Genomic DNA, 13,269 nt, shown 5'->3' on the forward strand with positions numbered 1-13,269 from the left:
GATTGTGACGCTTGCCAGAAGATCGCCCGTTATGCATTGATCTTAAGCTGCCGGGGTCGCCATCAATATTCTCTGTGAAGCCATTGTTCTTCAGACCGTAATCGGCGTCGGCTGGGCGCGGACGGCCGGGATTCACGGGGGCAGGTGATTTCGTCATCCGGCTATACCTTTCGCAAGCTATGCTGCGAATGACGACAGGAGAGGTACAGGTGCTCGAGGGCTGGGGAAGAATGGGGAAATCCGTCTCGTTGATAGGAATGTTGCTGGCGTTCGTCGCCATGGCCGGAGAGGGGCATGCGGCAATTTCCTACCAACGTCTGGACGGCGCCTCGGGAGAGCGTGGTCTGGTGATAAAGGGCGTGTTCGAATTCTCCGACGATCCGATGACGCTTGTCGACGAATATACGCAGTACCATCCGGACTACATCAGCTTTGACTCGCCCGGCGGAAACGTGGTCGCTGCGATCAGGTTCGGCCGGGCTCTTCGCGCGCTGAATGCAAAAACGCTTCAGATCAGAGCCATGGAATGTGCATCGGCCTGCGCCTTCGCCTTCGTCGGTGGCGTTGAAAGGTTTGCCGAGCCGGGTTCCATCGGCGTGCATCGGATTTCCCTATCCGACGATGTCCCCATGGACAACAAATTGGCAGTCTCGACCGTTCAATTGATGACCGGCGAGATCATCGGCTATCTTACCGACATGGGGGTAAGCCCCAATCTGCTGCAGCTCAGCCTGTCGATCGACAGCACCGACATCAGGTATCTCACCGCCGCGGAAATGCGGAACTGGAACATCAACACGCCTGAGGACATGCCCTCGCCACAGGAAAGCGCGCCGCCACCTCAGGACCCGGCACCTGAGGTGAGCGCAACACCCGCCGACATGCCGTCAGACTCGAGCGATTCCGAGGAGGCCAGCGCATCCGAACCCGGCGACCTGACCACGGAGGCGATTGATTTCGTCAACCGATACAATGACGAATGGTCGAAAGACAGTGCCTCGGCGTTGGCCTTCATGAACGGCGTCTATGCGGACGAGGTCTCCTTCTTCGGAAACTCGGTTGCCAAAGACGCGGTCCTGAAGGAAAAGGCAGCCTTCGCCCAACGCTGGCCGGAGCGCATATACAGCGTCAAACCCGGCTCCGTGACTGCGAGCTGTGCCGGAAAATGCGAAATGTCCGGAATTGTCGAGTGGTTTGCCCGAAACAAGAGCACGGGTAAGACGTCCTCGGGGATGGCGGAGTTCTCTTTCGTGTGGAACACGGCCTCTCTGCAGATCGAGTCCGAGACCGGAAAGGTGCTCGCCACGGACAAAGGAGCCAAGGCGCCGGATCGGTTGATCAATCAATGGATAGGACTGGACGACATCTGCCGCGGCAGCACCGATCGTTACGGCATCGCGACGGAGCGCGCCTGCAAACGGCGCGACGCGCTTGGTCCGCTGCTTGATCGCGTTGACTGGTGCTACGGCCATGACGGCGAAGCCGGAATGGACTGGGCGTGGCACAAATGCGATGCCAACTCCATGAGGTATGGCAAGTAGATATCGCCGGTCCGCCGATAGGGTGCGGCAGTTGTCTGGGCAAGCGGCATCTCTAACACTTTCAATGTACACATCCTCCTTTCCCGAAAATCGTTCCGATTTTCGGGCCGATGCGCTAGCAGCCGTCAAGCGCCTTGATCCTGGAAACCAGGGTCTTGCCAAACACGTAGGTGGTCTGGACGTCGGCGCGACCTTTGCAGCGACGGCCCTCATTGGTGACGTATTCGTAGGAAACCCGGACATCATCACTGCCGCGCAGCGTCGTGCCCGTCAGTTTGAGCGGTTGAGACATCGCGCCGAAGAAGGCGTGGATCGACGCTTCATTAAAGGGCCCCTGACCACGCTTTTCCGGAATGACCAGCGCCGAGGCGGTTTCACCATCGGCTGCTGCGAGCGCAGAGTAGAAGGCCGTCACCGCGGCCATAGGATCGTGCGGAAACGTCTTGCCCGCCTCGGACGCCGGATCCGGTCCGTCCTCGTCAATCGCGTCGTAGGTGATGCCCACGGCCTGCGCCTTGGCGGCGGTCAGCCACGCGATGCCTTCAGGCGGTGCCGACGTCACGTAGGCGATGGCGGTGTCGGATAACCCCAGCTGGTTGAGGTAGGCCCCGACCAGTGCATTGGCGACGCCGCTCTCGCTGGCCTTGCCGTCCACCACGCGATAGGCGGCATGGAAGCCGATATTGGATTCGGGCTGAAGAAACCGCTGCGACCCGGCAAGCCAGGTGAGGGCGCAGGCTGACGCGCACAAGGTCCCCGGCGGGGTAGCCGTGGCAAAGCCTCGAAGGCGGATGGCCCGCCCGATCTCGATTCCGGCTTTGAGATCCCCGCCCTCGCTGTTCAGAAACACAAGGGCCTTGCTGGAGGCGGCGGCCAAGTTTCTGAAGACGATTTCGTCACCGTCGTTCAAGACGCCCGTGACCGAGATCAAGTCCGTGTCACCTTCCAACGGCTCTCGCGTGATCTCTGCCGCAGACAGAGGAAACGCGCATAGAAACAACAACCCAGCCACGATGTGACGCATCGATTCCCCCACTTTCGCTGGTGTTATTGAACATCGCGAAGGATGTTTTGCAAGACTGATCCTGCAACCCTGCAGAGGGCTTGGCCCGTGGATTGAAGTGAAAGAGGACGGACGCCGATCTCGTGGCAAGCCCGCTATGACATTTCTTCGCGCGGGTCTCCATCTGATATACAGCGAATGTCGCCATCCTTCTTAACGTGATACGACAGAGCATGTCAGAAGACCAGCATATCGAGGAAAATAGCGCCCTGTCTGGATCCGACGAACCCGAGAAGCCGGCCGAACGCTACCAACTCGGCCTCTGTCTTTCGGGCGGCGGCTATCGGGCCATGCTTTTCCATGCGGGATCGCTTGCAAGACTGAACGAGGCCGGTCTTCTGGCGAAGCTCGATATGATCTCGTCGGTATCGGGCGGATCGATCGCCTCCGGCCTGCTCGCCTATGTATGGCCGCGGCTGGTCTTTGAGAATGACGTCGCCGTCAACTTCAAGACGGAATATGTCGATCGCATTCTGGCCTTCAGCCAGGTCTTTGCGGATGGGCCAAGCTTCCTGAATGGCGTGTTCAATCCCTTCTCGAGTGCGGCGGAGGAAGCCGCCAAACTCTACGAACGACATCTGTTCGACGGAAAGTCGCCAAGCCTGAAAGATCTGCCTGAAACGCCATGGTTCGTCTTCTGCGCCAGCAATCTCAGCACCGGTTCGCTCTTCCGCATGTCCAATCGCTATATCGCCGATTACCGGATCGGCGTGTCGTTTCAACCGGCATTGTCGCTTGCAACCGCGGTTGCCGCCTCGGCGGCATTCCCGCCGGTGCTGTCACCGCTGCGATTGGATCTGTCGCAATTTTCCTGGGAGAGGGAAAAACTCGACGACACCGTTGGCGAAGCGGTTGCTCCCGGCAGGGCAATCCTGAGCGATGGCGGCGTTTACGACAATCACGGCATCGAGCCGGCGCTGAAACGCTGCGACTGCCTGTTCGTCAGCGACGCCGGCGCTCCTTGGCGTTCCTCCACCCGCGGATATTGGAACTATCTGAGCCAGCTCAAGCGCGTGCTCGACACCACCGACAATCAGGTGAGGGCGCTCAGGCGGCGAGACCTGATCGGCGGCTTCAAGGCCGCAAAACAGGCTGATCTGCTCGGTCTCGACGCGCCCTCGAAATCGGCTTTGCGCGCAAAAACGCACGGCGTCTATTGGTCGATCGACAATAGGGACGCCGAACTCGCGCTCTATGCTTCTTACAGGCTCCCGCCATCTTCGGTCGTTCCCTCCGACGTCGGCACCTATCTTCACTTCCTCGGCGCCAGGGAAACAGAGTATCTGACGAATTGGGGACACTATGTCTGCGACGCGATGCTCAATCGCTTCTATCGATCGCCGCTGGCGCCATCGCCCGGGCCGCTGTTGTCGCCAGGGACGGTGAAGCCCTCCTGGGCGGCGAGCGTAAGCAAGCGTCTGTTCGGCTTCCTGCCGACTTAAACCGCCATCTGCGCTGCAGACCTACGCATTGACCGCATCGACGACGTAGCTCGCCATCATCAGATCGAGATGCGCGCCGCCGCCATTCTTGAAGACGGTGATCTGATCGTCGGATTGGCGGCTTGTCGTGCCCGCTGCCACGAGATCGTAGAGATCTCCCCTGATATGCGACCGTTCGATGGCGCCGGAAACGATCGGCTGCATGATCTCGCCGATCCGGTCCATCACCGTCTCCATGAAATCCACATAGACGAGCCCGGCGGCGATCAGCGCGTCATCCGCCTCGCGCATATCGGGCGTAAAGGCGCCGATCAGATCGACATGCGTGCCGGGGCGAACCCATTCGCCCCGAAGGATCGGCGAGCGGGCCATGGTCGCTGACGAAACGATATCGGCGGCCCGAACCGCTTCTGCCACATCGGCAACGGCGGTGACCTTAGCGCGCAGATCGCCAAGTGTGGCGGCCAGCGCCTCGGCCTGTTCCGGGCGTCGCGACCAGATCGAGATGCGCTCGATATCGGGAAAGGCGGCGTCATAGGCCCGCGCCAGAGTGCCGGCGACGGCGCCGGCCCCCAGGATCACCAGATGGCGGCTGCCAGCGCGCGCCAGGCACTGCGCGCCGAGCAGGGAATCTGCCGCCGTCTTGTAATGCGTGACGAGCCGGCTATCGATGACGGCCCGCACAGCCCCGCAATCCGCGTCGAACAGCAGGACCGCCCCTTGAACCGAGGGCAGTCCTTTTTGCGCATTGCCGGGAAAGACGCTGTCTGCCTTCACTGCAAAGCCGAGACCTTCGATCCGGGCGGCGCGGTTCAGCAGCCGTGCATCGTCCGAGCCGAGCAGCAGGTCTCCCTGCTCGGGCCGAGGCCGCTGATGGCCGCGGCGCAAGGCATCGACCGCCCCGGGCCAGCTCAGCTTCGATATGCTTGCTTCATAGGTCAGCAGAGCAGGGAGCATGGGCGTGGCCTCCATCAGGAAAAGCTGGCCACCGGCGCGCCGAGCAGCGAGCGGTCGACCGTGATGCCGAGACCGGGTCCGGTCGGCGCCGCACCACGGCCGTTGCGGCTGCGCGGCTGATAGCCGGCCACATGCTCGTTCGTCCAATCGTTGAAGAACGAGGTGTGCATCAGATTTTCCGGGAAGGCGCTGGCCGCCACATGCGACACCGCCGCTGCCGTCACGTCGCCGCCCCAGACGTCCTCGATGCAGAAATGCATGCCGAGATCCTGCGCCGCGTTGCGCATGGCAACCGCCGGCGTAATGCCGCCGAGACGGCCCAGCTTGATGTTGACCGCAGCCGCGCTCACCTCGTATTTGGCGCGATAGAGATCGGCATGGGTGAGGACCGCTTCATCCAGCACGATCGGCAGCCCGCTAATCTTGCGCAGCATGGCGCAATCGGCGATGTCCCGGCAGGGCTGCTCGACATAGAGGTTCGTATCGTCAAGCGCGCGCATGGCGATCTGGGCTTCGAGCAGCGTATATCCGGCATTCGCATCGACGAAGAAGAAGATATCGGGGAAGGCCTTGACGATGGCCCGCGCACGGGCGGCATCCTTCACCGGGTCGTCGCCGATCTTGATCTGGTAGCGCATGATGCCCTGGGCGCTGCGCTTGCCGATATAGTCGAGGCTTTCCTCGGTCGAGGACAGCGGCACGGCCTCGAAGATCGGCAGCTCGGTGCTGAGCACGCCGCCGATCAACGCCGAGATCGGCAGATCGACGGATTTGCCGAAAATATCCCAGCAGGCCACGTCGAAAGCGTTCTTGGCATTGGCTTGACCCATCAGGAGACTGGACATCAGCCGCTGCAGATGCGTACTTCCACGCGGATCCTGCCCGATCAGCAGCGGCGCGAGCTCGCGCAGCGCCGCACGCGTGCTGCCGGCAAAGACCGGCAGATAATTGCCGGAAAGCGTCGCGGCCTCGCCCCAGCCTTCAATGCCGCTGTCGGTAATGACGCGCACCAGATTGGACGGCTGCTGTTTCGCCGATCGGCCCTTGGACATCACATAGGTTCCATGGGAGTAAGTCAGGTCGTATTCGTAAAGCTCGATGGCAGAAATCTTCATGGCTGTCATCATCCCTGCTGAACGTCGCTTCCTGCTTGAGGCAGCGCGACTTGGTTGCTGCATGAGCTACGATTTCATGCAGGCGGACTTGCGACAAACCAGTTTTCGGCGATAGAAGGGTCAGAAAATCTAGGCCTCACCCCATGTCTATTTCGCCGCCGTTCGACAGATTGCCTTCGCTGAATGCGCTGCGCGCCTTTGAGGCCGCCGCCCGGCTCGGCAGTTTTCGCCGTGCTGCCGATGAGCTGATGGTGACTCCAGGGGCGGTGGCGGCGCAGATCAAGGCGCTGGAGGCCGAATTCGGCGCCGAGCTGTTTCACCGCCAGGCGAGGGGCGTCACCCTGACTGCATTGGGACAGCGCGTCGCCCCCCGCTTCAGCGCCGCCTTCGATGCGCTCGGTGGTGCGGTGCGCGAACTGCGGCGTCATGCGGCCCCGCGCAAAGTCCATATCGTCACCTCGCCGGCGCTCGCCCAGCTGTGGGTGGCGCCGCGCCTGCTGCATCTGCGCGCCGCGCTGCGCGACGTGGATATCTCGGTCACCGCGCTCGAAGAACCGCCGGATCTCAAGCGCACGCCCTTCGATCTGTGCCTATTCTATGCCGAGCCCGGCCCGGACAAGATCACCTTGTGGGATGAACAGCTGCTGCCGGTCTGCATCCCTGGATTGGCCGAAGCGCTCGCCGACCCCGCCGATCTTGCAACGGTCAACTGCATCTCCGATGTGGTCTGGCAGGACTGGCGGATCTGGGCCGCTTCCGCCATGCCCGACAGCCCGGTGATCCCGACCGGGCCCGGCTTCTCGCTCTATGCAGTTGCCGTGCAGGAAGCTTTATCAGGCGCAGGCGTCCTGATGGGACGGCAATCGCTGGTGCAACCCCACCTGAACAGCGGCGCCCTCGTCGCGCCCTTCGCCCGCCCCGTGCCGCTCGGACTTTCAATCACGGCCTGGATGCTGCCGGAAAGCCGCAACGACAGAGCTGTCATCGCCGTCGCCAACGGACTGCGTCAGATCGCTGGTGGCATGGTGTGATTGTTCCCGGTCGCGTCCCGTCACTGTATCGATCACCGGGCTTTAGCGGGTTGCCGAAAAATATTTCGCGTTACCGCACCATAGCGGCGGGTTTGATCCTTAACCGAATTACAGATGATCTACCCTCCTAACCGAACTGCGATAAACATGAGCGCAACTTCAACGGACAGACAAACAGATTGGCGAGTTCTGTTAGAATCTGATCGAATATCACCGTGCGCATCGTATCATGCAGCATACAACCGATCAGAGAGAGATCCGTGTCGGAATCTAAGAAGGCACCCAAGAAGGCCGCAGCCGCTAGAAGACAAACAGCCGCTACGCTTCGATCAACCAGCGGCGCCGGTTTCGACTTCGAGGATCAGATTAGCGCATGGCAATTGGTAAAGGCATTGGTCGGAGAACAAATGCCTGGGCCAGGAGGGGTAGCTACACAGCTACAAACCCAGGTCTCGACTCTCGGCTGGCATATTGACGACCTGCTGCTCACATCGCTCGCAGACGATAGATCGAGACGGCTGGCTATTTCCGCGAAGGGAAATGTTCAAGTAAGTGCGACGGGCCTCCCTGAAGATTTCGTGACACGAGCGTGGGTTCAGTGGCGAAAGAACGATGGTCCGTTTGACCGTGATAGCGATGGATTGGCTTTGGTGACGCTGGGAGCCCATCCAATTTTCGATGCGACATGGCGCGAAGTCAAAAATGCATGCATCGGTTCGGACTCAAAACTCTCCATGAGCAGAATTCGCAGTAGCCCAAAGCAGGCTCGAGTGTTCGAAAGCGTTCGAAATCCGGGGGGCATTCCGACCGCGACCGACGAGGAGACCATCAACCTTATTCGACGTCTTCACGTTATTCCCCTTGATCTTCAATTGGATCATTCCGAGACGAAGAACCAGGCAATCGCCCAGTGCCGTCGGTTGTTACTATCTGGCGACAGCGCCGAAGCGGGGAACCTCTGGGAACATCTTACGAACATAGCGAAGGAAGTGCGACTCCAGAGTGGCACGATCACGATCCAACAGCTACTGTCGCGCTTGAGAGTCTCTTTCCAATTTCGCCATCATCCGGACTTTGAAAGCGACTGGAAGACGCTTTCAGACATTACCAATGACCGCAGAGATCGGGTAGAGACTGAACTGCCCGGAGGCTTAGCCGTTCCTCGAGCCGCGGAAGCAGAGCGGGTTCGAACGTCGATCGAACAAAGCGCTATCACGGTTGTGGTCGGCGAATCTGGCTCTGGCAAGTCCGCCTTGGTGAAGTCTGTTCTCGACAGCGCGTTCGAAGCCCTCAAGCAGGTCTGGCTTGACGCGGAAGACCTCAAGCTCGCTCTTAGCGCAGCACGCCGCCATATGCTTCCGCTGAGACATGAGCTTTCGAAAGTGCTGAACGCAACGGTTCAAGCGGAAAATGTTCTTGTTATTGATTCCGCAGAGCGCATTGAAGCATCTGAGTTTCCGGTAATTCGCAGGAAGATCTTCGATGCAATTCTTGCAGAGGGAGAATCTTCTGAGGTTGGTCCTTGGCGCATCGTTGTCATCACACAGCCACAGAGCTTAGCCGAAACTGAAGCGGCTATGGTCGGCGAGCGTACCGCAGGTCTTCTAGAAGTCGGTCCTCTCAAGGGCGGCGAGGTGAAGATGGCATTGCTACCGTCTCCGACGCTTGGCTGGTTGGCTGGGCATGACGACACCATCGCGGCTCTAACGAATCTTCGCACTCTCGGATGGGTCCTCAAGGCCGGCAACGCCCTGCGAGGAAACGCGGGCACGTTGACGACGCATACGGAGATAGCTGATAAACTGTGGAAGTATTGGACTCATGATCGAGAGGACGTGCAGGCTTTTGTGATGAGGCTTGCTGAGCGGGAGGCTTCGTTTGAACGAAGTTTCGCGCTGACGGATTTTGAATCGTCTGACGCGATGATCCTCACCGGGCGTCCAACCGAGCTTCCTCTCCGGAAGAACCAGAGAACCAACCGCATCGAGTTCGAACATGATCTCGCGGCAGACTGGGCACGCTTCCAGTTCCTGAAGCAAATTGCTAGGGACACCCCACAGTGGGTAGAATTGTCTCAGAATCCGCTCTGGACCAATGCGCTGCGCATGTTGGGCCAGTTCCTCCTTCGCGAGCCGACCGAGACCGGAACGGAGTGGGATGCGGCCTACGGTGCGGCGGAGTCTGCAGGAAACGATCTTGCCGCCGACATCCTCCTGGACGCGCTATGTCTGGATCCAAACGCCGCAGAATTCCTCACGCAACGCATTGACCTCCTCCTAGCTGACCGAGCCACACGTCTTGATCGCATGCTGGTCCGCTTTCACCACATCGCGACTGTTCCAACTGCGGGCGGAAACGCAGGCGGAGCACTGAGCCTCTATATGGAGAGTCGCTTTCGGTCGGTCGTCATTGCTCGATGGCCAGCGGTTCTTCAGTTTCTGACGGCGCATCGCAGGCGCCTGAATGACCTCGTATCGACGGCGCTCGCGAAGATCATTCAAACGTGGCTCATCGGTACTCCGAGAACGTTGTCAGACGGCTCGCCATTTCCCTTTCGACGGGAACTGGCGGAGATCGCTTTGGACATGGCGCGAACGGTCCAGGTCGAAAAGGGCAGGGGCGTCATCTACCTGATTCGTGATCAGTTGCTTTATACAGCTCCCTTGTCTGCGGCTGGGGATCTTCCGGTCGAGATCGGCAACTGGGCACTGGAACTCGCCGGGCGAAGACCAATTGATCTCGAGGTCAAAAAGCAGGTGGAGGAAGCGAAGCGGAAAGAGGCCGAAATCCACCGCGAGCGGCTGGAATCGGACACCGAATACAGGGCGGATTTCGAGGCAAGACGTCGGGCGTCGTTCTCGATTCCTTCGTTTCGACAGCGTCTTCCTCCCTGGCCGTTGGGAGCAAATCGCAGAGTCGACATGGATTTTAGAACGGCCTGCTTATCTGAAGGCGGCCTTCAACCGCTGATGAAAGCGGATCCAAACGTCGCATCGGAGGTTCTCCTCGCCCTTTTGATCGAGGACGAGCCCTTCGACACGGATGGATCAAGCGGGCTCAGGGCGGAATTGGGGCTCAATTTCGCGAGAGATGCTTATCCCGTTGCCTATTGGAAAAGTCCCTTCTTTCCTTTCTTGCACATCGCGCCTGACCCAGCGCTCAGCGCGCTCATCGCCCTCGTGAATTTCTGCACAGAGCGATGGCTGCACGGGGTAGTTGGAGACAACCTGGCCGTGGACCTAGCTCTCGCCGATGGTTCGAGAAAAAGCTTCTCGGGAACTTGGCCGGTATTCAATTGGGTTCAATCAAGCTCGATGCAAAACGGTCATCTTTATTGTGCGCTCGACGCCCTTGAGCGTTGGGTGACGTCACGGCTGGACATCGGAGGGGACGTTGACCGGGCGATCGAGACGATTCTTCGTGATGGGAATTCGGCCGCACTTATCAGCGTTCTCGTGAACGTAGCAAAGCATAAGCCGATGCTACTGAGGGGACCGCTTGCTCCGCTGTTGTCGTCTCCTGATATCTTCCGTTGGGATAGTGCCCGCATGTCGAACACGCGCGGCGAGTTTGCTGCACCGGTCTGGTCTCGAGAAGGAGAAGTAGTATTCAATCTGGCTCGCGATTGGGCGTTTGCAGCTCACCGAGGGCTGGAGCTGATCGATGTCGTCGTGGATCTTTTGAAAACCGATGATGAATTCGCTCGCGGCTTGCGATCAACGATTTCCACTTGGAGCATTCCCGAAGATCCACGTAAGGCTTTAGATGTCAAAGTGATTGCCGTGGCCTTGACGCGCGAAAACTATCAGTCGTTCACGGATCCAGAAACCGGTGTAGAGAGCCTCCGCCTTATCCATCCGGAGGAGCTGATTCAAGAAATCCGAGCATTACAGGAAGGTCGGCAGCCACCTCTTAGGGACTTTGTATTTCCTGATCGGTGTGAGGAGCGGTTGCAGACGAAAGTGCCGCTCGAGGATAAGGAGGCGGAGTATCTAGGTCAGCTTTTGAAGGTAACTGAGGGCGACGCCGAAGATGACTCGTCGTCGACAGTAAAACTCGCCGCAGCCGCTACCCTTATGGTCCTCGGTGGTGCATGGCTTGACCGCAATTCCGACGTAAGCTCGAAAGCCGAAACGCTAGTTAGAATCGCAGTGTCTGAAATTCCCTCAACAGGAAGCACTGTTCGTGAAGGTCGCTTCTACGGAGTGCACGACGGCTTACGGTTCGTGGCCTATGCCGCGGTGCATCTTTGGATGATCGGTGCAGACGCGACGTCGGAATGGGAACAGGTCATTCTGCGGCTCCTCACCAGCGGGGATAAACAGGCTGCATCGACGGTCGTTCGGATCACCTTCGATAATCGGGCGGAACTCGGGCCTTCGTGGTGGCGTTTGTTGTGCGCGGGCGTGCTTTGGTCGGGTTTGGCGCTGCTGGCTCCACGAGGAGACGAGGAAGAGGGGGCAACCAGGAATTGGGAGCGTTGGCTGGAGCGACTGCGGCGTTATCCCTTGCGAGGAAGATTGGCAACGTGGGAGGACATTCACCTTCAGCGCGTTGCGCACGCGTATGGACGTCTCGAATACCAGCGGCGTCAGCGTGCGTCTTCTGCGGGCGATCGGCGGTGGTTTGGAAGGTCTGATCGGCCGCCCGACATCTCACTCGACACCGATTTTCTAGAAGCTCTTTTCGAATGGCTCTTGAAAGGGGCAGGAGCCGGCGATCGATCGCTGGATATCAAACTTGCCCTGGAGATATGGGAGTTTGAAGCGATTCGTGCGAAAGCGCGCGGCAACGGCGATTACGGGGAGTACGACCTTCCGAGCCAGAATCTTGGATATGACATCCTGATCAAGCTCGCAGAACTTTGTCTTGCTGCGCCGACCCAGGATCAGCGAACGATTTGGGAGTCCGTGTTAAAGCATGGGCCGGAGGCGCACTACGCTTTGCAGCATTTTATCGATGGTCTCTATATACGCCTCGGCGCGGGTGATGACCCGACGGCTTTCCAATTCGTTTGGCGAGAGATCGCGAATTACGGGTTGGCGGCGCCATGGAGCAAAAAGGGGCTTTGGTTCCACGGCGAACGGCTTCTAGGGGATATTCTGGGATTTGGCAATGTCGAGGCGCTTCAGCTATTGCCCCCCGGCGCCGCCCTGCGAATGAAAGATGTCTACGAACAATGGGCGCGGGGGCACCTTGCCACAGACGATGAATGCATCGGCAGATTCTGCTACTTTCTTTCGTCGCCGTTCGGATCGCCGCTACGCCTGGACGGTCTTCGGTGGACGAGCGCCGCGCTACGTGCGCGGGAAGGTTTTTGGTATCGAGATGAAACGGGGACAGCGTTAGCGCATCTCGTGGCAACTTCCCTCCAAGCCGACGCCGCTGTATTGGGGGGTAACTCGGAGGCTCTACAGGCTCTTCTCGATATTGCTGCGATGTTGGTTTCTAAAAATGTCCCAACCGCACTTGCTCTTCAGGAGCGCATCAAGCGAGTAGGGTCGTTCAAGTGACTATTTTCTCTTTACCACCCGTGATTAACGAACTCATCCAAGCTCGTAATCGAGTCCGCGACCACTATGCTGTTCCAGGGCTCGCCTTCACCCTTGACGGAAAGCTTGTCGGCGACATTGGGGAGGCGGTGGCGGCGGAAATGTTCGGTCTCAATCTGACGCCGGGAGGAGGTGCAGGCATCGATGGCGTCGCGCCGGATGGACGGTCCGTTCAAGTCAAGGCGACGGGTACTGGCCGTGGGCCGGTCTTCCGACAGGTCGAGACGAGAGCCGATCATCTGATTTTCATCGAATTCGACTTCTCAATCCTGCGAGGAGAAGTGATCTTCAATGGGCCAGAACACATTGCACTGCAGAGAATGCCTGCAATGTGGGTGGGTCAGCGGCAAGTCCCAAGGAGCAGCATCAGGCGGTTCAATAGTCAGGTCGCACTCGAGGATCGCCTGTCAATAATCGACTCGTCTCTAGATGGAGATATTTCTCTAGCGATTCGGAATATTTAAGGCGAGGCTTCCGTCAAGAAAGTTCGCGAGGTAGGGGTTCGGTCTGCTTTATTCCAGTTGAAAGCCCAGGCGCGGAAGCGCCTGGGCCCTTTTTGCTGTGAATA

The 13,269-nt window shown here is 59.1% G+C and carries 8 protein-coding genes; 5 read left to right on the forward strand and 3 right to left on the reverse strand.

The genetic code is table 11. From position 1 onward, the window contains the following. Positions 1 to 209: 209 nt before the first annotated feature. On the forward strand, positions 210 to 1,541 hold the full coding sequence (locus tag AMC88_RS08995) for a COG3904 family protein (protein ID WP_064825150.1): 1,332 nt from the start codon (positions 210 to 212) through the stop codon (positions 1,539 to 1,541). A gap of 115 nt (positions 1,542 to 1,656) precedes the next feature. On the opposite strand, the gene AMC88_RS09000 is transcribed toward AMC88_RS08995, so the two are convergent. Further along, on the reverse strand, positions 1,657 to 2,565 hold the full coding sequence (locus AMC88_RS09000; protein WP_064829928.1) for a COG3904 family protein: 909 nt from the start codon (positions 2,563 to 2,565) through the stop codon (positions 1,657 to 1,659). Between the two features lie 212 nt (positions 2,566 to 2,777). Here AMC88_RS09000 and AMC88_RS09005 point away from each other — a divergent pair, with 212 nt between their 5' ends. Continuing rightward, a complete protein-coding gene (locus tag AMC88_RS09005; protein WP_064825152.1) occupies positions 2,778 to 4,046 on the forward strand; it encodes a patatin-like phospholipase family protein in 1,269 nt (422 codons plus the stop codon). Between the two features lie 21 nt (positions 4,047 to 4,067). On the opposite strand, the gene AMC88_RS09010 is transcribed toward AMC88_RS09005, so the two are convergent. Then, positions 4,068 to 5,003, reverse strand: coding sequence for an ornithine cyclodeaminase family protein (locus AMC88_RS09010; RefSeq protein ID WP_064825153.1), 936 nt, complete (start codon positions 5,001 to 5,003; stop codon positions 4,068 to 4,070). A gap of 14 nt (positions 5,004 to 5,017) precedes the next feature. Then, positions 5,018 to 6,118, reverse strand: a complete 1,101-nt coding sequence (locus AMC88_RS09015; protein WP_010022659.1) for a mandelate racemase/muconate lactonizing enzyme family protein — start codon at positions 6,116 to 6,118, stop codon at positions 5,018 to 5,020. Positions 6,119 to 6,261: 143 nt separating this feature from the next. On the opposite strand from AMC88_RS09015, the gene AMC88_RS09020 reads away from it, so the two are divergent. The 3 genes from AMC88_RS09020 (at position 6,262) to AMC88_RS09030 (ending at position 13,165) form a co-directional block, all read left to right on the forward strand. Further along, a complete protein-coding gene (locus AMC88_RS09020) occupies positions 6,262 to 7,149 on the forward strand; it encodes a LysR family transcriptional regulator (protein WP_064825154.1) in 888 nt (295 codons plus the stop codon). Positions 7,150 to 7,409: 260 nt separating this feature from the next. Continuing rightward, positions 7,410 to 12,662 carry a P-loop NTPase family protein gene (locus AMC88_RS09025; protein ID WP_208613671.1) on the forward strand — a complete coding sequence of 1,751 codons (5,253 nt, stop codon included), beginning with the start codon at positions 7,410 to 7,412 and terminating at the stop codon, positions 12,660 to 12,662. Beyond that, on the forward strand, positions 12,659 to 13,165 hold the full coding sequence (locus AMC88_RS09030; RefSeq protein WP_064825156.1) for a DUF6998 domain-containing protein: 507 nt from the start codon (positions 12,659 to 12,661) through the stop codon (positions 13,163 to 13,165). Before AMC88_RS09025 ends, AMC88_RS09030 begins: the two co-directional genes overlap by 4 nt. Positions 13,166 to 13,269: the final 104 nt, after the last annotated feature.

Origin of the sequence: Rhizobium phaseoli, from assembly GCF_001664385.1 — a bacterium.
GTDB lineage: Bacteria > Pseudomonadota > Alphaproteobacteria > Rhizobiales > Rhizobiaceae > Rhizobium > Rhizobium phaseoli.

Excerpts from the sequence above, each read along its gene's own strand:
- AMC88_RS09000 (WP_064829928.1), bottom strand. The coding sequence starts at position 2,565 with ATGCGTCACATCGTGGCTGGGTTGTTGTTTCTATGCGCGTTTCCTCTG.
- AMC88_RS09010 (WP_064825153.1), bottom strand. The coding sequence starts at position 5,003 with ATGCTCCCTGCTCTGCTGACCTATGAAGCAAGCATATCGAAGCTGAGC.
- AMC88_RS09020 (WP_064825154.1), top strand. The coding sequence starts at position 6,262 with ATGTCTATTTCGCCGCCGTTCGACAGATTGCCTTCGCTGAATGCGCTG.
- AMC88_RS09005 (WP_064825152.1), top strand. The coding sequence starts at position 2,778 with ATGTCAGAAGACCAGCATATCGAGGAAAATAGCGCCCTGTCTGGATCC.
- AMC88_RS09015 (WP_010022659.1), bottom strand. The coding sequence starts at position 6,118 with ATGAAGATTTCTGCCATCGAGCTTTACGAATACGACCTGACTTACTCC.